Source organism: Micromonospora narathiwatensis, from assembly GCF_900089605.1.
Classification (GTDB): Bacteria; Actinomycetota; Actinomycetes; order Mycobacteriales; family Micromonosporaceae; genus Micromonospora; species Micromonospora narathiwatensis.
Window position 1 is genome coordinate 253458 of sequence record NZ_LT594324.1, and the last position, 21497, is coordinate 274954.

Genomic DNA, 21497 nt, shown 5'->3' on the forward strand with positions numbered 1-21497 from the left:
CCGCAGGTCGGCCCGCGCGCCCCGGGTCGCATCTGGCAGGCTGGTATCCGTGCTCACCGTGCCCGTACGCCAACTGGGGGAGTCGGAGCGCCGCGCGGTCGAACGGCTGCTCGACCTCGACCCGTTCGGCGGCGCGCAGGTCGCGGAGCGGGTGGCCGCCCGAGGGTTGGCCTGGTGGCGGGCCGAAGGGCGGATCCTGGGTTACGGCGCCCGGCGCAACCTGGAGTCGATCTGCTGGCTGGGCGGCAACCTGACCCCGGTGCTCGCCACGGAGCCCGCGGTGGCCGCCTTCGCCGACCTGTTGAGCAGCGAGGAACGGCTCTGCTCCTCGATCGTCGGGCGGGCCGACGCGGTGCTCGGGCTCTGGGACCGCCTCTCCGCGTACTGGGGGCCGGCCCGGGACGTACGCCCCAACCAGCCGTTGCTGGCCACGGACGCGCTGCCCGCCGTGGCGGCCGACCCGGAGGTGCGCCGGGTACGCGCCGGTGAGGTCGACCGGCTCTTCCCGGCCGCGGTGGCGATGTACACCGAGGAGGTCGGGGTCTCGCCGCTGGCCGAGGACGGCGGGCGCGGCTACCGGCGGCGGGTGGCCGACCTGGTCCGTGCGGGCCGGGCCTATGCCCGGTTCGTGGACGGCAAGGTGATCTTCAAGGCCGAGTTGGCCGTGGTGACCCGGCGGACCGCCCAGGTGCAGGGGGTCTGGGTGGCGCCGGAGTGGCGGGGGCGGGGGATCGCCACGGGGGCGATGGCGGCGGTGGTGCGCGACGCCCTGGTCCAGGTCGCCCCGACCGTGAGCCTCTACGTCAACGACTTCAACCTGCCCGCCCGGCGGGTCTACGAGCGCTGCGGGTTCCGCCCGGTCGGCACCCTCGCCACCGTCCTCTTCTGAGCCGGCCGACCGGCGGCATGGCCGGGATCACGTCGCTGCGAATTGCGCCGAACCGGACAGGAGGCGTTACGCTGCCCATGTTTTTGTACTGACCAGTCAGTCTAGAAAATGGGACGGGTGATGAAGATCGTCGAGGCCAGCGGGCTGGGGCTGCGTACCCGGCGCGGCTGGGTCTACCGGGACGTCGACCTCACCGCCGAGGCGGGGGAACTGCACGCGGTCACCGGGCCGCCCGGCAGCGGACGCACCTCGCTGCTGCTCACCCTGGCCGGGCGCTTCCCGTACAACGAGGGGGAGCTGCGCCGCCGGGGGAACGCCGCGCTCGGGCAGGTCGCCGGGGTGCACGAGGCCGACCCGACGCTGACCGTGGCCGAGCACATCCAGGAGCGCCTGCTGCTGCTCGGGCCGGTGCCGTGCCGCCGCCGGCAACTCGTCCCGGTCGCCGCCGTGCGGGCCCGGCGGGCGTACCGCCGGGACGCCTTCGCCGCCGCGCTCGCCGGCGCCGGCTGCACCGGCGTCCCACTCGACCCCGACCGGTACGGCCGGGACCTCACCCCCGTCGAGCGGCAGGTGCTCGGCCTGGTGCTGGCCGGCCTGAGTGGACCTAACCTGATCGTCGCCGACGACGTCGACGCCGGCTCCGACGCGCCCGAGCGGGCCCGGATCTGGGCCACCCTGGCCCGCCTCGCCGAGCAGGGGTACGCCGTGATCGCCAGCGCCCGCGCGGTCGAGCCGGGCAGCACCGCGATCGTGCACCGGATCGGCGACCCGGGCCGGCCCGCCCCGGCCGGGCCGACCCCACCCACCCCCACCCTCGTGTCCCCGCCCGCGACGGCCCGGCACCAGACCCCCGAGGTGGCCGCGTGAGCGTCGTCCGACTCGCCGTGTTCGAGCTGCGCCGGATGACCCGGGGCCGGCTGCCGCGCGCCGCGCTCGCCGTCCTCACCGTCATCCCGCTGCTCTACGGCGCCCTCTACCTCTACGCCTTCTGGGACCCGTACGGCAACCTCGACCGGATCCCGGTCGCCCTGGTCAACGCCGACCGGCAGGCGATGGCCGCCGACGGCAGCGAGGTGCACGCCGGGCGGGACCTCACCGAGGAGCTGCTGGACCGGAAGGTCTTCGGCTGGACGGTGACCGACCAGACCGACGCCACCGAGGGGCTGCGTGACGGCCGCTACCACCTGGTGTTCGCCATCCCGGCGGACTTCTCCGCCACCCTGGCCGTCGGCCCCGACCCGGACCAGCCGGCCCGCCGGGGCGAGCTGAAGCTGGTCAACGACGACGCCACCAACTACCTCTCCGGGCTGCTCGCCCGATCCGCGTTCAGCGAGATCCGGGCCGCCGCCGCGGAGAGTGCCGCCGCGTCGTACTTCGACCGGATGCTGATCGGCTTCACCGACGCCAAGGCCGAGACGGGCCGGGCCGCCGACGGGGCCGGGCAGCTCCACGACGGGCTCGGCGCCTCGCAGCAGGGCGCCGGGCAGCTCGCCGACGGGCTGGGCAGCGCCGAGCACGGCGCCGGGCAGCTCGCCGGCGGCCTCGACCAGTCCGTGCGGGGCGCCGAGAAGCTGGCCGGCGGCCTCGACCAGCTCTACACCGGCGCGGCCCAGCTCGCCGACGGCACCAACCGGGCGGCCACCGAGACCCGGGCCGCCGCGGCCCAGGTGGACGCCGCCGCCGGCCGGTACGAGCCGCTGCTGCGCAAGAACGCTGCCGACATCCAGCGCGCCGCCACCCTGGTCGCCGAGCGCGCACAGGCGCTCGCCGACGGGCTCGACGCGCTGCCGGCGAAGGCGGACGAGGTGGTGACCCGGGCGGAGCAGGCCCGCGACCGCCTCGACGCGGTGGTGAAGGCACACCCCGAGCTGGCCGACGACCCGGATCTCGTCGCCGCCCGGCAGGCCGCCGACCGGGCGGTCACCGCCGCCCGGGCCATGGTGTCCACGCTCGACCGGACCGACCTGGCCGCGCTGAGGAAGCAGCTGACCGAGGTCGCACGGACCGCCGGCGAGGTCGCCACCGCCGCGCCGCGGCTGGGCGACGACGTCGCCGCCGCCCGAGCCAAGGTCGACCAGCTCGCCGCCGGGCTCACCACGCTCGCCGACGGCAGCGCCAGGCTCCGCGACGGGCTCGGCGACGCCACCGAGGGCGCCGACCAACTCCGCGGCGGGCTGTACCGGCTCGCCACCGGCGCCCGCCAGCTCGACGGCGGGCTGGCCCAGCTCAGCTCCGGCGGGGCACGGCTTGTCGACGGACTGACCAGGCTCGAGAGCGGTGCCGGCGAGCTGGCCGACGGCCTCGCCGCCGGGGAGCGGAAGCTGCCCGGGTACCACGACGCGGCGAGCCGCTCCGGCGTCCTCGGCGACCCGGTCGACCTGATCCGCACCGCGCACCACCTGGCCGGCTCGTACGGGGTGGGCTTCGCCCCGTACTTCCTGGCCCTCGCCCTCTGGGTCGGCGCGATGATCACGTACATGCTGCTGCGGCCGGTCAACCGGCGGCACGTGATGTCCGGCGCGCCCGGCTGGCGGGTCGTGCTCGCCGGCTGGCTGCCCGCCGCGGCGATCGGCCTGGCCCAGGCCGGGGTGCTGTTCACCGTGGTCACCCTGGTGCTCGGCCTCGACCCACGGCACGGGCCCGCGACGCTGGGCCTGCTCGCGCTGACCTCGCTGGCGTTCACCGCGATCATGCAGCTGCTCGGCGTGGCGCTCGGCCCCGCCGGCCGGCTCGCCGCGCTCGCCCTGCTGATGCTCCAGCTCACCTCCTCCGGCGGCACCTACCCGGTGCAGACCTCGCCCGGCTTCTTCCAGGCGATCCACCCCTGGCTGCCGATGACGTACGTGGTGGCCGGCCTGCGGCACACCATCAACGGCGGCCCGGCCGGGCCGGTGCTCACCGGGGCGCTGGTGCTGGTCGCCTTCGGGGCGGGCGCGGTGCTGCTCGCCATCGGCGCGGCGCGCCGGTCCCGCCGGCTCACCCCGGCCAAACTGCACCCCGAACTCGCCATGTGAGGATGCTCATGGGTGTGTCGGGTCGCCCCGGCGGCCGGTACCCGACGGGTCGACGGGGAGGGCGAGTGACGGACGGACGAACACGACGGCGGGAGGACACCCGGCAGCGGCTCTTCGTGGCGGCGGTCGAGCTGATCGCCGAGCGGGGCTTCTCCGCCACCACCGTCGACGACATCGCCGCCCGGGCCGGGGTGGCGAAGGGGACCGTCTACTACAACTTCGAGTCCAAGACGGTCCTCTTCGAGGAGCTGCTGCGGCACGGCATCGGCCTGCTCACCGCCGACTTCCGGGCCGCGGTCGCCGGGCTGCCGCCCCGCGCGGCGCTCGCCGCGCTGGTCCGGGCCGAGCTGGAGTACATCCGCCGCTACCGGGCGTTCGCCCAGCTCCTGCTCTCCGAGATGTGGCGGACCAACCGGGAGTGGCAGCAGACCCTGCGGCTGCTGCGCGGCGAGGCGATCGAGGTGATCGCGGAGACCGTACGGGCCGGCGTGGCCAGCGGCGACCTCCCCGCCGACCTGGACGTGCCCACGGCCAGCTCGGCGCTGTTCGGGGTGGGCCTGGTGGTGGCCGTGGACTGGCTGGTCTTCCAGCCGGACCGGCCGATCGAGGACGTGCAGGAGGCGCTGCTCGGCATCGTCCGCCGGGTCGCCCAGGCGTGAACCGCGCGTAAATGGTTTGAGCCGACGCGGCCGGAGCGGAAGGCTGGAGGCACCGCCCCCCATGCCGACCCGAGTCCGGAGGACTGTCCATGCGCCTGCTCCGAGACCTCTGGGCCACCGCACCGCGTCGGATGGCGGTCGTCGGACTGTTCATCCTGCTCGGCGCCGGTGGTCAGGCGGCCGCCTCCGCGCTGGCCGGGCCGGTGCTGGTGCACCGCTCGGGCGGCTGGTTCACCGCCCTGGCCGCGGCGCTGGTCGCCGTCGTGGTCAGCGACCTGCTCATCGGGCTGCTGATGGCCGGCCTCACCGCCGACTGGTCCGCCGACGTACGCCGCCGGCTGTGCCGGGTGGCGCTCGGGCAGGACCTGCCCACCCTGGAGACCACCCCGGTCGGCGAGCTGCTCGACCGGATCGACAACGACGTCTACCAGGTCGCCGCCGAGATGCGGAACACCGGCGTACGCCTGGTCCAGGGGCTCGCCGTCTGCGTGCTCGCCACGGTCAGCGCCCTGTTCGTCTGGTGGCCGGCCGGGGTCGGGATGATCCTGCTGATCGCCCTGCTCGGCGTGGTGCTGCGCAAGCCCACCGCCCGGATCGCCCCGGCCCGGATGGCCGAGGAGGAGGCCTGGTCCGACCTGGCCGCGGTGATGGAGGAGGCGGTGCACGGCCAGGACGACGTGCGGACCAGCCTGGCCCGGCCGTACGTGCTGCGGCTGTACGCCCGCCGCGCCGCCGAGGTGATCGCCCGGGGCGGCCGGGTGTTCCGGATGTCCGCCAAGGTCACCGCCCTCGCCGCCGGCGGGATCCGGGTCGGCATCGCCGCCGTGGTCCTCGCCGGGGCCTGGGCGCTCACCACCGGCCGGGTCGACGGCGCCCGGCTCACCGCGATCTGGCTGCTCGCCCTCGCCTTCGGCGCGACCGTCGAGCACATCGCCCGCTGGGTGCCGCACCTGCAGTACGCGCTCGGCGCCTGGGCCCGGGTGCAACTGCTCTCCGACGCCGGGCAGGAACCCGCCGGCGGGGTCGCCCCGGACGACGGGGACCTGACCGTACGCGGGCTCACCTTCCGCTACCCGGCCGCCGGGGACGACCGTGGCCCGGCGCTGCGCGACGTCCGGCTCACCTTCGCCCGCGGCCGGTCGTACGCGCTGGTCGGGCGGACCGGGTCGGGCAAGTCGACCCTGGCCAAGGTGCTCACCCGGGCCGTGGACGTGCCGCGCGGCACGGTCTTCCTCGGCGACACCGACCTGGTCGACCTGGACGTCGAGGCGCTGCGCCGGTGGGTCGCGGTGGTTCCCCAGCGCACCGAGATCCTCGCCGGCACCCTGGCCGAGAACGTCGCGCTCTTCGACCCCGCCCTGCTCGACGACGCCACCCGGGCGTTGGCGGAGCTGGGCCTGGCCGGCTGGATCGCCGAGCTGCCCGACGGGGTGCACACGAAGCTGGGCGAGGGCGGGCAGGCGCTCTCCGCCGGGCAGGAACAGCTCGTGGCGTTCGCCCGGATCCTGGTCCGGGACCCGCACGTGGTGATCCTCGACGAGGCCACCGCCCGGCTCGACCCGGTCACCGAGACCCGGGTACGCCAGGCCACCGAACGCCTGCTCGCCGACCGGATCGGCATCGTCATCGCGCACCGGCTCTCCTCGGTGCGCCGCTGCGACGAGGTGGTGGTGATGGCCGACGGGGCGGTGCTGGAGGCCGGCCCGCTGCGCGAGTCGGCCCGCTTCGCCGAACTGCTCGCCACCAGCCACGCCAGCGCGTACGCCGGTGCCGGAGGCCGGCGCGGCGGGGTCGAGCTGCTGGACGGACCGGGCGACGCGTGGCCCGACGGGCCGGCGGAGCCGGCCGAGTCGGCCACCGTTCCGCGTCAGGCCGCGGTGCCGCGGACCGACCCGCCGCCGGTGCCCGCCGCGCCGCCCGCGCGGACCCTGCGGGAGATCCTCCGGCTGGGCACCAACGATCCACGGTACGGCCTGATCTCCGTCGGCTTCTTCATCGTGCTGACCCTGCTCGGGCTGGACGGCTCGGTGCTGCCGTGGCTCTGGGCCGAGGTGGTCGGCGGGGGCGACCCGTGGCTGCCGGCGCTCGGCATCGTCGCCGCGCTGCTGGTCGTGCTGCCGCTGCCGTACCTGACCAACCTGTGGTTCCCGCAGTGGTGGATCCGGCAGATGCTGCGGATCAGCCTGCGGCTGGTGCACGGGCAGACCGGGGCACGGCGGGTCAGCAGGCACACTCCCGCCGAGGTGGTGGCCCAGGGCGGCGACACCGAACGGGTGGTGCAGCTCGCCGACAACCTGATGGACCAGTTCATCTCGCTGGCGATTCTGCTCACCATGACCCTGGTGACCGGCAGCTTCGTACCGGCGCTGTTCTTCCTCGGCACCATGGTGGTCTCCGGGCTGGCGGCCACGCTGTTCGCGCCCCGGCTGGAACGCACCGCCCGTGGCACCGTCAAGGCCCGGGCCGCGTTCGCCACCGCGCTGGTCTCCTCGCTCTCCGCCGCCCGTACGGTGAAACTCGCCGGCGCCACCCGGCCGGTGCTGGACCATCTCGCGGCGCTGGACACCGTCCGCAGCGACCGGCAGCGGCGGGAGATCGCCATGCAGGTGTGGGCGCGGTCCACCCCGTCGATCGCCAGCGGGCTGCTGCCGATCGGGGCGTGGGCGCTCTACCTGGCCGGCGGGCTCTCCGCCGGGGCGACCCTGGTGGCGGTCTCCACGCTCGGCGCGGCCCGTTGGTTCGCGTGGACCACCGCGGCGCTGGTCTCCCAGTACCCGTCGGCGCGGGTGTGGACCCGGCGGACCGTGGCGATGACCGGGGTGGCCACGTACTCGGCGGAGGTGTCCGAGGTGGACCTGGCCACGGGCCGGGCCCCGGCGCCCGAGGCACCGGCCCGGCACCCGCTGCGCCGGCTGGAGCTGGCCGGGTTCGGCGCGCTGCACTCCGACGGCATTCACGCGGTCCGGGACGTCGACCTCACCGTCGAACGGGGACAGCTCGTGCTCGTGGTCGGGCCGGTCGGCTCGGGAAAGTCGTCGCTGCTGCGTGCCCTCGCCGGGATCGTCCACCACACCGGCACGTTGCGCTGGAACGGCGAGCCGGTCACCGAGCCGGAGCTGTTCCTCCGCCCCAACCAGGTCGGGTACGTCGGCCAGCTGCCCCGGGTGCTCTCCGGCACGGTGGCCGACAACATCGCGCTCGGGCACCAGGTGGACGCCGCCGGCGCGGTGTCGACCGCCCAGCTCGACCATGATCTGGCCGCCGCGGGCGGCGGGCTCGGGCTGCTCATCGGGCACAAGGGCACCCGGCTCTCCGGCGGCCAGCTCCAGCGGCTGGCGCTGGCCCGGGCGCTGGCGCCGCGTACCGAGCTGCTGGTCGCCGACGACGTGTCGTCCGCGCTGGACGTCACCACCGAGTTGGCGCTCTGGGCGGCGCTGCGCGAGCACGGGGTGACGGTGGTCGGGTCGACCTCCAAACGGGCCGCGCTGGTCCGGGCGGACCACGTGGTGGTGCTGGTCGACGGGGCGGTGATGGCGCAGGGGCCGTGGCGTGACCTGGAGGCCCACTGGGGCCACCTGGCCGGCTGACCGGGCCCGCCCGCCCGCCGCACCTGCCCGCCCGCCGCGCCCGCCCTGCCGCAGGCGGCCGAAGCGGGCGGGCGAGCCGGGGTCAGAAGGCGCGGGTGTACTGGTTGGGCCAGTCGGGGGTGGCGCCGAGCTTGGCGGCGGCGCGGCGCGGCCAGTACGGGTCGCGCAGCAGCTCCCGGCCGAGCAGCACCACGTCGGCCTCGCCGCCGGCGACGATCTGCTCGGCCTGCTCCGGCTCGACGATCAGGCCGACCGCACCGGTCGGCACGCCCGCCTCGCGGCGGATCCGCGCGGCCAGCGGCACCTGGTAGCCGGGGCCGACCGGGATGCTCGCCCCGGCCGAGGCGCCGCCGGAGGACGCGTCCACCAGGTCCACGCCGGCGGCGGCCAGCTCACCGGCGAGCACCACGCTGTCCTCGACGGTCCAGCCGCCCTCCACCCAGTCGGTGGCGGAGATCCGGGTGAGCACCGGCACCGCCTCGCCGACGGTGGCGCGGACCGCCCGGGCCACCTCCAGGGCGAGCCGCATCCGGCCGGTCCGGTCGCCGCCGTACGCGTCAGTGCGGTGGTTGGTCAGCGGGGAGAGGAACTCGTGCAGCAGGTAGCCGTGCGCGGCGTGGATCTCGACCGCGTGGAAGCCGGCGTCCAGCGCCCGCCCGGCGGCGAGGGCGAACGCCTCGACCACTGCGGCGATCCCGGCCCCGTCGAGCGCGGCCGGCCGGCGGTGGTCGGGCAGGAACGGCTCGCCGCCGGGGCCGACCGGCGTCCAGCCGCCCTCGGCGTCCGGCACGCCGCCCCGGTGCCCGGCCCACGGCCGGTACGTCGACGCCTTGAACCCGGCGTGCGCGAGCTGCACGGCCGGCACCGCACCCTGGGCGGCGACGAACGCGGTGATCGGCCGCCAGGCGTCGACGTGCGCGCCCGACCAGAGTCCGACGTCCTGTGGGCTGATCCGGCCCTCGGGGACCACCGCGGTGGCCTCGGTGAGGATCAGCCCGGCCCCGCCGACCGCGCGGGAGCCGAGGTGGACCCGGTGCCAGTCGGTGGGCAGGCCGTCCGGGCCGGCGCTGTACTGGCACATCGGCGCCAGGGCGACCCGGTTGGGCAGGGTGACGCCGCGCAGGGTGAGCGGAGTGAACAGGGCAGACATGTGGTGATCCTCCAACGAGGGAGGAGGGTCCTGGCCGGGGCCCTCCTCGTTCAGGGATGTCAGGCGGGGACCGGGGCGAGGGACTCCGTGGGGCGGTCGGCCTCGTCGGCGTCCACCAGGTCGCGGCGGCCGGCCGAGTCGTACGCGGGCCGGTCGAGGGTGCCCTCGCGGGCGGCGACGATGGTCGGCACGAGCGCCTGGCCGGCCACGTTGGTGGCGGTGCGGATCATGTCGAGGATCGGGTCGATGGCCAGCAGCAGGCCGGCGCCGGCCAGCGGCAGGCCCAGCGTGCTCAGGGTCAGGGTGAGCATCACGATCGCCCCGGTCAGGCCGGCGGTGGCCGCCGAGCCGACCACCGACACGAAGGCGATCAGCAGGTAGTCGGTGACGCCCAGGTGCACCCCGAAGACCTGCGCCACGAAGATCGCGGCCAGGGCCGGGTAGATCGCCGCGCAGCCGTCCATCTTCGTGGTGGCACCGAACGGCACCGCGAACGAGGCGTACTCGCGGGGCACGCCGAGCCGCTCGACCGAGCGCTGGGTCACCGGCATGGTGCCCACCGAGGAGCGGGAGACGAAGGCCAGCTCGATGGCGGGCCAGGCGCCGGCGAAGAAGCGCAGCGGGTTGAGTCGGCCGGCGGCCACCAGCAGCAGCGGGTAGACCACGAAGAGCACGATCGCGCAGCCGACGTAGACGGCGGTGGTGAACCTGGCGAGCGGGGCCAGCAGGTCCCAGCCGTACGAGGCGACCGCGTTGCCGATCAGGCCCAGCGTGCCGATCGGGGCGAGCCGGATGACCCACCAGAGCGCCTTTTGCACGATGGCCAGCAGCGAGCGGTTGAGCGCCACGAACGGCTCGGCGGCCTCGCCGATGAGCAGGGCGGCGGCACCCACCACCAGGGCGAGGAAGACGATCTGGAGGACGTTGCCCTCGACGAACGCGCCGACCGGATTGGTCGGGACGATGCCGGTGAGGAAGTCGGTCCAGGAACCGGTCCGCTTCGGCTCGGTGGCGCCGGCCAGGTCGAGCGTGACGCCCTTGCCGGGGTCGGTGAGCAGGCCGAGGCCGATGCCGATGCCGACCGCGATCAGCGCGGTGATGCCGAACCAGAGCAGCGTCTTCAGCGCGAGCCGGGCGGCGTTGGCGACGCCGCGCAGGCTGACCACGCTGACCACGATGGCGGTGAAGACGAGCGGTGGCACGGCCAGCTTGAGGAGTTGGACGAAGAGGTGGCCGACGGTGTCGAGGGTGCTGGTCAGCCAGGCGAGGTCGGTGGCGCGGGCGAGGAAGCCGAGCGCCACGCCCAGCACCAGGCCGAGCAGGATCTGCACGGAGAAGGGAGTCTTGCGCAGGGCGGAAGCCATGAGGACGTCCAAGGTCTGGTGGAGGTGAACGGGGCAGCGTCAGGAGAGCGGCTGCGCCGGACAGATGCCGCTGGCCTGCCGTCGGAGGTCGACGTACAGGCGCACGGTGAGGTGCCAGACGTTGGTCATCGACAGGTGACGTTACTCCCGTCCGGCGCGTAGCTGGAAGGAGCGACAGGCGTGACGATCCTTACAGGGCGGGTTTACCGCCCGGTGATCCAATCGTCACGATCGGCGGGCCAGGCCCAGGGCGGTCGCGGTGGCCAGGCCCCACCCGGCGGCGACCAGCAGCAGCAACCGCTCCAGCACCCCCACCACGCTGCCGCGCCCCACCGTCAGCATGGCCAGGCCGATCGCCGCGGACAGCGGCAGGGCCAGCGCCGCGCCCACCCCGGCGACCCGGCGCAGCAGCCGGCCGGCCGCCGGGGCGGCGACCAGGGCCAGCATCGCGAAGACCACCGCGGCGGTGGCCGCCACGCTCGCCCCGCCGTGCACCAGGTCGGCCACGGTGGCCGCCTCGAACGGCGGCAGCGGGCAGCCGGCGCTGCACGTCACCGCGCCGGAGAGCACCGTAAAGGCCCCGCCGACGGCGAGCAGCGCCGCCGCCGTCTCCAGCGCCGGGGAGAGCGCCGCCGCGAGCAGCAGCAGCGCCGCACCCAGTGCGAACACCCCGATCCGGTACGCCCCGGCGTAGCCGCTGTCGGTGATGCCGGTCTCGCTGACGTACCCGGTCAGACCCGGACCGGGACCGGCGACCACGGCGACCGTCACCGCGACCGTACCGGCCAGCACGCAGCCGGCGGCGGCCGACGCGGCAGCGGCCCGGGCGACGCCCGGCTCAGCCACGCCCGTGCGGCGTGGTCCAACCGTGCAGGTCCGGACCGAGCGGCACGATCCGGGTCGGGTTGATCATCTCGTGGGTGGCGTAGTAGTGCCGCTTGATGTGGTCGAAGTCCACCGTCTCGCCGAAGCCGGGGGTCTGGAACAGATCCCGGGCGTACGCCCAGAGCACCGGCATCTCGGTCAGCTTCTGCCGGTTGCACTTGAAGTGCCCGTGGTACGCCACGTCGAAGCGGACCAGCGTGGTGAAGAGCCGCACGTCGGCCTCGGTGATCTGGTCGCCCATCAGGTAGCGCCGCCCGGACAGCCGCTCCGACAGCGCGTCCAGCCGGGCGAAGAGCGCGGTGTACGCCTCGTCGTACGCCTGCTGGGAGGTGGCGAAGCCGCACCGGTAGACCCCGTTGTTGACGTCCCGATGGATTTCCGCCATCAGCGTGTCCATCTCCGGGCGCAGCTCGACCGGGTAGAGGTCCGGTGCGCCCGGCTTGTGGAACCGCCGCCACTCGGTGATCAGATCCAGGGTGAGCTGGGGGTAGTCGTTGGTCACCACCCGCCCGGTCCGGGTGTCGACGAGCGCCGGCACGGTCACCCGCCCCTGATAGTCCGGGTCGGTCGCCAGGTAAGCCTCGGAGAGGAAGCTGATCCCCAGCACCGGGTCGAAGCCGTCCTGGTCGAGGGTGAACCGCCAGCCCCGCTCGTCGCGGATCGGGTCGACCGTGCCCAGCGAGATCACGTCCTCCAGGCCGAGCAGGCTACGCACGATCCGCGCCCGGTGCGCCCACGGGCAGGCCCGGCACCAGATCAACCGGTACCGGCCGGCCTCCAGCGGCCAGCGGTCCTGCTCGTCGGGGCCGCCACCCTCGGGCGAGGTGGAGTGCGGGGTGACCCGACCGGTGAACCGGTTGGGCTGGCGGACGAACGCGCCGCCGCCGGCGGTCTCTGCGCTGAACTGGGCCCGAGCCATGCCGTCAACCTATCCGTTCCGGGCGCGGATATCCTGGCGCCGGGCGTCCCCGTGACCCGGCGGGCGCCGCCAGCCCCTTCCCACCCCCGGAGGACGCGCGCCGATGACCGTCGCATATCTCGTGGCCGGAGTTCGCACCCCGATCGGCCGCTACGCCGGCGCCCTCGCCGGGGTACGCCCCGACGACCTGGCCGCGCACGTGATCCGCGAACTGGTCGCCCGCCACCCGGCGGTGGACTGGGCCCGCACCGACGACGTGATCCTCGGCTGCGCCAACCAGGCCGGTGAGGACAACCGCAACGTGGCCCGGATGGCGGCGCTGCTCGGCGGGCTGCCCGAGGAGGTGCCCGGCAGCACGGTCAACCGCCTCTGCGGCTCCGGCCTGGACGCGCTCGCCGGCGCCGCCCGGTCGATCGTGGCCGGTGAGGCCGACCTGGTGGTGGCCGGCGGGGTGGAGAGCATGAGCCGGGCCCCGTTCGTCATGCCGAAGGCGACCACCGCGTTCGCCCGCACCGCCGAGGTCCACGACACCACCATCGGCTGGCGGCTGGTCAACCCGCTGATGAAGCGGGGCTGGGGCATCGACTCGATGCCGGAGACGGCGGAGAACGTCGCCGCCGAGTTCGGCGTCGACCGCGCGGCGCAGGACGAGTTCGCGTACCGCTCCCAGCAGCGGGCCGCCAAGGCGCAGGCCGACGGCCGGCTGGCCGAGGAGATCGTGCCGGTCACCGTGCCGGCCGGCCGGCGGGAGACGAAGCTGGTCGAGGTCGACGAGCACCCCCGGGAGACCTCGCTGGAGAAGCTGGCCGCGCTGCCCACCCCGTTCCGCGAGGGCGGCACGGTGACCGCCGGCAACTCCTCCGGCGTCAACGACGGCGCGGTGGCCCTGCTCGTCGCCTCCGAGGCGGCCGTCGCCCGGTACGACCTCACCCCGCTCGCCCGGGTGACCGGCGCGGCGGCGGCCGGCGTACCGCCCCGGATCATGGGGATCGGACCGGTGCCGGCCACCCGCAAGCTGCTCGACCGGTACGGCCTCGGCCTGGCCGACCTCGACGTGATCGAGCTGAACGAGGCGTTCGCCGCCCAGTCCGTCGCGGTGCTGCGCGAGCTGGGGCTGCCCGAGGACGCCGAGCAGGTCAACCCGAACGGCGGCGCGATCGCCCTGGGTCACCCGCTCGGCGCCAGCGGTGCCCGGCTTGCGCTCACCGCCGCGCTGGAGCTGCGCCGCCGGGGCGGGCGGCGGGCCCTGGCCACCATGTGCATCGGCGTCGGGCAGGGCATCTCCCTGCTGCTGGAGGCCGCGGCCTGACCTGACGGCGTGCGAGGGCGATGACTGCGGGGGCCGGGGGCATGGATCTTCTGGCCTGGCCGGGGCCCCGGCTGGCCGGTTGGGTCGCCAAGGTGCTTGACGTGGAAGGCAGGACTCCGGAGGCGCGGCGTGCCGAGGTCATCCGGGACATGACCTCGGCGCCCGGCGACGACTACGAGCTCTTTCTCCGTCATCTCACCCGGAGCGTGACCTGGTTCGTCCTGCTGGCCCTCGTCTTCCCGGCGACGCTGCTGCTGCTGGTGCCGGCCTCGTTCCTGCCCGGCGGCAGGGACGGCACCCCGTTCCTGGCGATCCTCTTCGCGGCCAGCCTGCTCACCTTCTTCGCCCTGTTCATGGCGTGCGTGCATCTCCTGAAGGCGCTGGTTGTCAACTATCTCCTCGAAGACAGGTGGGACGGGCGGAGCAGGGTGGGGCGGGCGCTGATGCTGGCGCAGACCCCGGACGTGGTGGTGGCGCTGGGCCTGGCCGTGCTCGTCGCCCGCTCGCTGGTGTGAGCTGCCGCCGGCAGGTCCTTTTGGAGCGCCGGCGCGGGGTGCCCGAAGGGTACGGCGAACCGCCGTATCAGTGAGAGAGAGGTGGGCACCCCGCGCCGCCGCGGACCGGGCGTGCCGAGCGCCCGGCGGTGGGCCCGTCGCGATCGGGCCTGGTCACTGGCTCAAGGATGCGGGCGGCCCACCCGGTGCGGCAAGGCATTTCGCGCCGCCGGGTGCGGGTGACGCGGCGTCCACCTCGGTTAATGGTCTGGTCCTGGCCGAATTTTCGGCCGATCTCCATTGACCTTGTTCAGGGTGTGGACTCATCATCCCGTCAGGCGGTGACGCAGGTCACAGTCTTCACCCCTCCAGAGGGAGACACCGATGAGCTCAACGATTGAGGACGGAGTAACCCCACCTTCCCCTGTCTCTGACGAGGAACGGCTCGCGCAGCTGGGATACAAGCAGGAACTCCGTCGCAAGCTGTCCGGCTTCTCCAACTTCGCGGTCTCGTTCTCCATCATTTCCATCCTGGCCGGCGCGATCACGTCGTACGGCATCGCGATGACGGCCGGCGGCCCGTTGGCGATCACCCTGGGCTGGCTCTTCGTCGGCGTCATGGTGATCTTCGTCGCGCTGGCCATGGCCGAGATCTGCTCGGTCTATCCCACCGCCGGGGCCCTCTACTGGTGGGCCGCCGCGCTCGCCAAGCGGAACAAGGCGGTCTGGGCGTGGTTCGTCGGCTGGTTCAACTTCCTGGGCGAGGTGGCGGTGACCGCCGCCATCGACTTCGGCGCGGCCATCACCACCTCGGCCTTCCTGAGCCTCGCCTTCGACCTGGAGGTGACCGCGGGACGCACCTTTCTGATCTTCCTGGTGATCATCGTCGCGCACGGTCTGCTCAACACCTTCGGCGTCAACCTCGTACGGCTGCTCTCGGATATCAGCGCGTGGTGGCACCTTGCCGGCGTCGCGGTCATCGTCGGTGCCCTCGCGATCGTGCCCGACCAGCACAAGCCCCTCTCCGAGGTGTTCCTGGAGGTACGCAACGAGACGGGCTTCACCTTCGCCGGCGCGGCCGGCTACGCGGTGCTCATCGGTCTGCTGATGGCGCAGTACACGTACACCGGTTACGACGCCAGCGCCCACGTGGCGGAGGAGACTCACGACGCGGCCCGCTCCGCGCCCCGCGGCATCGTGGCGTCGGTCGTGGTCTCGGTCGTCGCCGGTTTCGTGCTCCTCTTCGCCATCACCTGGTCCATCCAGGACTACGACGCCGAACGGACGACCGCGCTGGGCCTGCCCCCGGCGCAGATCTTCATCGACGCGGTGGGCCACGACCTCGGCACGTTCCTGCTTTTCATCTGCGTGGTCGCCCAGTTCTTCTGCGGCATGGCCTCGGTCACGGCGAACTCCCGGATGGCGTACGCGTTCAGCCGGGACGGCGCGCTGCCCGGCTCCGGGATCTGGAAGCGGGTCAACTCGCGTACGGGCACGCCGACCAACTCGATCTGGCTCTGCGTCACCTGCTCTGCACTGCTCGTCCTGCCGTCGCTCTGGAACACCACCGCCTACCTGGCGGCCACCTCCATCGCGGTGATCGGCCTCTACATCGCGTACGTGGCCCCGGTGTTCCTGCGTCGGCGCACGCCGGACTTCCGGGTCGGGCCGTGGAACCTGGGTCGGTGGAGCGCGCCGGTGGGATGGATCGCCGTCGTCTGGGTCGCGGTGATCTGCGTCCTCTTCGTGCTGCCGACCGGCAGCCCCATTACCGCCGGCACGTTCAACTACACGATCGTCGCGGTCGGCGTCGTGCTCGGCGGCGCCTGGCTCTGGTGGGTGCTCAGCGCCCGGCGCTGGTTCACCGGCCCCCGCCACAACGTGCCGGATCCGGCGATCCCGAAGCCGGCGACGGGTGCCGAGCCCGTCACCGAGCCGGCCGCCGAGTAGCTTGCGCGGGTGGCGGGTGCTCCGACGGGCGCCCGCCACCGCGCGTAGGGGGAAGGGGCGGCCGATGCCGCGCCAGCGCTTCATGAGCCGGCGCCGGGCCGACTCGGACCGCAATTCGCGGCGGTCGGTCGGATATTCAATCCGCCCCGGCGCCTGCCGTTACCCTAACCGGTATAGGCCGATCTACCAGCCTTCGTCGCCGCAGTAATCGTAACTGCCGCCGCGCTTCAGGTAAGCGTCAGACACCCAGCCGGGATTTCCCTGGAAATTGACGGCGCTCCACGTCGGTACCTGATTCACGACGTCGCCCTGCTGGTAACACTGAAGACCGACGATGCGCCCCTCAGGAATTCGAAGGATCAGACCACAGGAGACGTGGGGACCCGTGCGAAGAGCCAAACCGGTGGACCCGGCGCCCAGCACCGAGTCGTACCCGTCGTCCAAGTTTGGCATCTTGTGAGCAGTGCAACTGGCAAGAGCAGGAGAGGCGGTACTAGCCAGGACGCCGGCCGGGACAGCCAGGGCCAGCGCCATGGTTGCGGCAACAGTGCGGAAGGTCTTCTTCAATTTTTGCACCTACCCCCGTGCGTAACATTGATGTTCTTTTGCTTTGAAGGGCAGCCTACATAGACCGCATGTGCGAAGCAAGGCATTGACTGTGATCATTAATGTGGAGAAGTCGCTGAAATCCACCGAAAGGCTCCTCGCGCCGTCACGCCCCGGACCTGCGCCGCCGTTGCATCTCCTCGGCGCGGTCCGCGGCGGACGGCGTGACGTCCGAACGGGGCAGGGGCCGGTCGATCACGTCGGGCGCGGTGTCCGGAGGGAGCATTGACGGTGATCCGGTTCTGCCAGTAGACCTTGGTGATGGAGACGCGCCGATGAGGACAGCTCCGCTCACGCTGGAACAACTCCGGGTCGCCGTCGACGACGGCGGGATCGACACGGTGGTGCTGGCCCTGACCGACATGCAGGGTCGGCTCCAGGGCAAGCGGTTCCACGCGCCCTACTTCCTCGACCAGGTGGTCGCGCATGGCAGCGAGGGCTGCAACTACCTGCTCGCCGTCGACGTGGACATGAACACCGTCGACGGGTACGCGATGTCGAGCTGGGCCCGCGGCTACGGCGACTTCGCGATGAGGCCCGACCTGGTGACCCTGCGCCCGGTGCCGTGGCAGCCGGGCACCGCGCTGCTCCTGGCCGACCTGGAGTGGCTGGACGGCTCCGGCCCGGTGGTCGCCTCACCCCGGCAGATCCTGCGCCGGCAGCTCGACCGGCTGGCCGGGCACGGACTGACCGCGTACGCCGGGACGGAGCTGGAGTTCGTGCTGTTCCGCGACTCGTACGAGGAGGCGTGGCGGCGCGGCTACCGGGACCTGACCCCGGCCAACCAGTACAACGTGGACTACTCGCTGCTCGGCACCGCCCGGGTGGAGCCGCTGCTGCGCCGGATCCGTACCGAGATGGCCGGGGCCGGGCTGACCCCGGAGAGCGCCAAGGGCGAGTGCAACCTCGGCCAACACGAGATTGCCTTCCGCTACGACGAGGCGCTGACCTGCGCCGACCACCACGTGATCTACAAGAACGGGGCGAAGGAGATCGCCGCCCAGGAGGGCATGTCGATCACCTTCATGGCCAAGCCGAACGCCCGGGAGGGCAACTCCTGCCACATCCACTTCTCGCTGCGCGACGCCGACGGTCGCCCGGTGCTGGCCGGTGACGGGCCGGCCCACCTGAGCGCCACCGGGCAGCGGGTGCTGGCCGGGCTGCTCGCCACGATGCGCGAGTTCAGCCTCTTCTCCGCCCCGAACGTCAACTCCTACAAGCGCTACCAGCCGGGTTCGTTCGCCCCGACCGCGCTGCGCTGGGGCACCGACAACCGCACCTGCGCGCTGCGGCTGGTCGGGCACGGCCCGGGCCTGCGGGTGGAGAACCGGGCGCCCGGGGCGGACGTCAACCCGTACCTGGCGATCGCCGCGCTGGCCGCCGGGGCGGTGCACGGAATCGAGCGGGAGCTGACGTTGGAGGAGGAGTGCACCGGCAACGCGTACGACGACGGCACCGCCGAGCGTGTCCCCGGCACCCTCCGCGACGCCCTCGCCCTCTGGGAGTCCTCCGAGCTGGCCAGGGATGCCTTCGGCCCCGAGGTGGTCGCCCACTACGCCAACCAGGCCCGCGTCGAGCTCACCGCCTTCGACGCCGCCATCACCGACTGGGAACTAACCCGTGGCTTCGAACGCCTCTAACCCCCCCACCCCCACCCCCACCCCGGCGATCTTGCACTTTCGGCCCGTGTTTCGTGGCGATATGAGGCTTTTGTTGAGGCGGCAACTGCAAGATCGGCGGGTAGTGGGAGGGGAGGGCGCGTGACCGAGGTGCGGAACCCGGCGACGGGGGAGGTGCTGGGGGAGGTTCCCGGCACGTCAGTCGCGGAGGTGGATGCGGCGATCGGGCGGGCGGCGGGGGCGTACGAGCGGTGGCGGAAGGTGGCGCCGGGGGAGCGGGCGCGGGTGTTGCGGCGGTTCGCGGCGGAGGTCGACGCGCACCTTGAGGAGTTGGCGTCGCTGGAGGTCCGCAACGCGGGGCACACCATCGGCAACGCGCGGTGGGAGGCGGGCAACGTCCGGGACGTCCTGGACTACTACGCGGGCGCGCCGGAGCGGCTGACCGGGCGGCAGATCCCGGTGCCCGGCGGGCTCGACGTCACCTTCCACGAGCCGCTCGGCGTGGTCGGCGTGATCGTGCCGTGGAACTTCCCGATGCCCATCGCCGGCTGGGGCTTCGCGCCCGCCCTGGCGGCCGGCAACACCGTCGTGCTGAAGCCGGCCGAGCTGACCCCGCTCACCGCGCTGCGCCTGGCCGAGCTGGCCCTGGCTGCCGGGCTCCCGGAGGGTGTGTTCACGGTCCTGCCGGGACAGGGAAGTGTGGTGGGGGAACGGTTCGTCACCCACCCGGCGGTGCGCAAGGTCTGCTTCACCGGCTCCACCGAGGTCGGCACCCGGATCATGGCGGGCTGCGCGGCCCAGGTGAAGCGGGTGACGCTGGAACTGGGCGGCAAGTCGGCGAACCTGGTCTTCGCCGACGCCGACCTGGAGAAGGCGGCGGCCACCGCGCCGTACGCGGTCTTCGACAACGCCGGCCAGGACTGCTGTGCCCGGTCCCGGATCCTGGTCCAGCGCCCGGTGTACGACCGCTTCCTGGAACTGCTCGAACCGGCGGTGCGCGCGTTCCGGGTCGAGGACCCGGCCGCCGAGACCGCCGAGATGGGCCCGCTGATCTCCGCCGGCCACCGGGATCGGGTCGCCGGGTACGTCGACGGGGCGAAGGTGGCCTTCACCGGCTCCCGCCCCGACGGCCCCGGCTTCTGGTACGCCCCGACGGTGCTGCTCGCCGACTCCCCGGCCGACCGGCACTGGCGTGAGGAGATCTTCGGCCCGGTGGTCTCGGTGCTCCCGTTCGACGACGAGGCGGACGCGATCCGGCTGGCCAACGACACCGAGTACGGCCTCTCCGGCTCCATCTGGACCCGGGACGTCGGCCGGGCGCTCCGGGTGGCTCGGGCGGTGGAGTCGGGCAACCTCAGCGTCAACTCGCACTCCTCGGTGCGCTACTGGACCCCGTTCGGCGGGATGAAGCGCTCCGGCCTCGGCCGGGAGCTGGGCCCGGACGCGCTGCACGCCTTCACCGACGTCAAGAACGTGTTCATCAGCACGGAGGAGTGAGATGCAGGGTCGACTGACGGACCGGGTCGCGGTGGTGACCGGGGCGGGCAGCGGGATCGGGCTGGCCACCGTACGGCGGTTCGCCGCCGAGGGGGCCCGGGTGGTCTGCGTCGACATCGACGCCGAGGCGGGCGGGCGGGCCGCCGACGAGGTGGGTGGCGAGTTCGTCGCCTGCGACGTGGCCGACGAGGCGTCGGTCCGGGACCTCTTCGACGGGGTGGCCGAGCGGCACGGCCGGGTCGACGTGGCGTTCAACAACGCCGGCATCTCCCCGCCGGACGACGACTCCATCCTGGACACCGGGCTGGACGCCTGGGAGCGGGTGCTGCGGGTCAACACCACCAGCGTCTACCTGTGCTGCAAGTACGCCATCCCGCACATGCGTCGGCAGGGCAAGGGCTCGATCATCAACACCGCCTCGTTCGTCGCGCTGATGGGGGCGGCGACCTCGCAGATCGCGTACACCGCGAGCAAGGGCGGGGTACTGGCGATGACCCGGGAGCTGGGTGTGCAGTTCGCCCGCGAGGGCATCCGGGTCAACGCGCTCTGCCCGGGCCCGGTCGCCACCCCGCTGCTGCTGGAGCTGTTCGCCAAGGACCCGGAGCGGGCCGCCCGCCGTCTCGTCCACGTGCCGATGGGCCGGTTCGGCGATCCGGCGGAGATCGCCGCCGCGGTGGCCTTCCTGGCCAGCGACGACGCGTCGTTCATGACCGCCGCGCAGTTCGTCGTGGACGGCGGGATCACCGGTGCCTACGTGACACCCCTGTGAGCGCGAGGAGTGAGCCGGGGTTGCGAGCCCCGCGGTCGCGAACGGAAGACGGCCCTGTGAGTCGGCCGCTGATCGGGGTCACCGCGTACGTCGAGCCGGCCGACTGGGCGGTGTGGCGGGACGTCCCGGCGGCGCTGGTGCCACAGGCGTACGTCCGGGCGGTGACCGCCGCCGGCGGCCGGGCCGTGGTGCTGCCCCCGGACGACACGGACGCGGACGTGCTGCGGGTCCTCGACGGGTTGCTGCTGGCCGGCGGCGCGGACGTCGGCCCGGAGCGGTACGCCCAGCCGCCCGACCCGCGCACCGAGAGCCGGCCGGACCGGGACGCCGGTGAGCTGGCCCTGCTGACCGCCGCGCTCGCCGTCGACCTGCCGGTGCTCGGCGTGTGCCGAGGGATGCAGCTCCTCGCGGTCGCGCACGGCGGCGCGCTGCACCAGCACCTGCCGGACGTGGTCGGCCACGACGGGCACCGGCCGGCCCCGGGGGTGTACGGCGCCCACCCGGTCCGGTTCACCCCGGGCAGCCTGGCCGGGACCGTGCTGGCCGGGGTGGACCGGGTCAACTCGTACCACCATCAGGGGGTGGCCGACCCGGGGAGCCTGACCGCCACCGGCTGGGCCGACGACGGCGTGGTGGAGGCGGTCGAGGACCCGGGGCGCCGTTTCCTGCTCGGGGTGCAGTGGCATCCGGAGAACGACCCGGATCCCCGTCCGATCACGGCACTGGTCCGGGCCGCCGGCCGGTCGACTCGCCCCCGGCCGCCGGTTGGATCAGGATGAGGCGTAG

General features: G+C 73.5%; 17 protein-coding genes. 12 read left to right on the forward strand and 5 right to left on the reverse strand.

Going from position 1 to position 21497, the window contains the following annotated elements; genetic code table 11:
* The first annotated feature begins 49 nt into the window (after positions 1–49).
* The 5 genes from GA0070621_RS01135 (at position 50) to GA0070621_RS01155 (ending at position 8149) form a co-directional block, all read left to right on the forward strand.
* Positions 50–889 (forward strand): GNAT family N-acetyltransferase, encoded by an 840-nt coding sequence (locus GA0070621_RS01135; protein ID WP_091190651.1) that lies wholly within the window; start codon positions 50–52, stop codon positions 887–889.
* 120 nt (positions 890–1009) lie between these two features.
* On the forward strand, positions 1010–1756 hold the full coding sequence (locus GA0070621_RS01140; protein WP_091201844.1) for an ATP-binding cassette domain-containing protein: 747 nt from the start codon (positions 1010–1012) through the stop codon (positions 1754–1756).
* Positions 1753–3903 (forward strand): YhgE/Pip family protein, encoded by a 2151-nt coding sequence (locus tag GA0070621_RS01145; protein WP_091190655.1) that lies wholly within the window; start codon positions 1753–1755, stop codon positions 3901–3903. The genes GA0070621_RS01140 and GA0070621_RS01145 overlap by 4 nt, the downstream gene beginning before the upstream one ends.
* Positions 3904–3968: 65 nt before the next feature.
* Positions 3969–4562, forward strand: a complete 594-nt coding sequence (locus tag GA0070621_RS01150) for a TetR/AcrR family transcriptional regulator (protein ID WP_167666483.1) — start codon at positions 3969–3971, stop codon at positions 4560–4562.
* An 89-nt stretch (positions 4563–4651) separates the two neighbouring features.
* Positions 4652–8149, forward strand: a complete 3498-nt coding sequence (locus GA0070621_RS01155) for an ABC transporter ATP-binding protein (protein WP_091190663.1) — start codon at positions 4652–4654, stop codon at positions 8147–8149.
* An 82-nt stretch (positions 8150–8231) separates the two neighbouring features.
* Here the strand turns inward: GA0070621_RS01155 and GA0070621_RS01160 are convergent, their stop codons facing one another.
* The 4 genes from GA0070621_RS01160 to GA0070621_RS01175 form a co-directional block, all read right to left on the reverse strand.
* Positions 8232–9299 carry an NADH:flavin oxidoreductase/NADH oxidase gene (locus GA0070621_RS01160; RefSeq protein WP_091190667.1) on the reverse strand — a complete coding sequence of 356 codons (1068 nt, stop codon included), beginning with the start codon at positions 9297–9299 and terminating at the stop codon, positions 8232–8234.
* Positions 9300–9358: 59 nt separating this feature from the next.
* Complete coding sequence (locus GA0070621_RS01165; RefSeq protein WP_197673966.1) at positions 9359–10651, reverse strand: dicarboxylate/amino acid:cation symporter; 1293 nt, start codon at positions 10649–10651, stop codon at positions 9359–9361.
* A gap of 237 nt (positions 10652–10888) precedes the next feature.
* Positions 10889–11509, reverse strand: coding sequence for a DUF998 domain-containing protein (locus GA0070621_RS01170; RefSeq protein WP_091190674.1), 621 nt, complete (start codon positions 11507–11509; stop codon positions 10889–10891).
* A complete protein-coding gene (locus GA0070621_RS01175) occupies positions 11502–12467 on the reverse strand; it encodes a glutathione S-transferase family protein (RefSeq protein ID WP_091190678.1) in 966 nt (321 codons plus the stop codon). Before GA0070621_RS01175 ends, GA0070621_RS01170 begins: the two co-directional genes overlap by 8 nt.
* 103 nt (positions 12468–12570) lie before the next feature.
* On the opposite strand from GA0070621_RS01175, the gene pcaF reads away from it, so the two are divergent.
* From pcaF to GA0070621_RS01190, 3 genes are all read left to right on the forward strand, one after another.
* Positions 12571–13776 carry a 3-oxoadipyl-CoA thiolase gene (gene pcaF / locus GA0070621_RS01180; RefSeq protein WP_091190682.1) on the forward strand — a complete coding sequence of 402 codons (1206 nt, stop codon included), beginning with the start codon at positions 12571–12573 and terminating at the stop codon, positions 13774–13776.
* 101 nt (positions 13777–13877) lie between these two features.
* Positions 13878–14291 (forward strand): hypothetical protein, encoded by a 414-nt coding sequence (locus GA0070621_RS01185; protein ID WP_157739794.1) that lies wholly within the window; start codon positions 13878–13880, stop codon positions 14289–14291.
* A gap of 363 nt (positions 14292–14654) precedes the next feature.
* Entirely contained in the window at positions 14655–16220 is a 1566-nt protein-coding gene (locus GA0070621_RS01190; RefSeq protein ID WP_091190688.1) for an amino acid permease, read from the forward strand.
* A 183-nt stretch (positions 16221–16403) separates the two neighbouring features.
* On the opposite strand, the gene GA0070621_RS29315 is transcribed toward GA0070621_RS01190, so the two are convergent.
* On the reverse strand, positions 16404–16787 hold the full coding sequence (locus GA0070621_RS29315) for an SH3 domain-containing protein (RefSeq protein ID WP_157739795.1): 384 nt from the start codon (positions 16785–16787) through the stop codon (positions 16404–16406).
* Between the two features lie 314 nt (positions 16788–17101).
* On the opposite strand from GA0070621_RS29315, the gene GA0070621_RS01195 reads away from it, so the two are divergent.
* The 4 genes from GA0070621_RS01195 (at position 17102) to GA0070621_RS01210 (ending at position 21490) form a co-directional block, all read left to right on the forward strand.
* Positions 17102–18466: a glutamine synthetase family protein gene (locus GA0070621_RS01195; protein ID WP_091190690.1), complete on the forward strand. Its 1365-nt coding sequence runs from the start codon at positions 17102–17104 to the stop codon at positions 18464–18466.
* Between the two features lie 120 nt (positions 18467–18586).
* On the forward strand, positions 18587–19942 hold the full coding sequence (locus tag GA0070621_RS01200; protein WP_091190692.1) for an aldehyde dehydrogenase family protein: 1356 nt from the start codon (positions 18587–18589) through the stop codon (positions 19940–19942).
* Between the two features lies 1 nt (position 19943).
* Positions 19944–20711: a 3-oxoacyl-ACP reductase gene (locus GA0070621_RS01205; RefSeq protein ID WP_091190696.1), complete on the forward strand. Its 768-nt coding sequence runs from the start codon at positions 19944–19946 to the stop codon at positions 20709–20711.
* A 56-nt stretch (positions 20712–20767) separates the two neighbouring features.
* Positions 20768–21490 carry a gamma-glutamyl-gamma-aminobutyrate hydrolase family protein gene (locus tag GA0070621_RS01210; RefSeq protein ID WP_091190698.1) on the forward strand — a complete coding sequence of 241 codons (723 nt, stop codon included), beginning with the start codon at positions 20768–20770 and terminating at the stop codon, positions 21488–21490.
* Positions 21491–21497 lie beyond the last annotated feature (7 nt).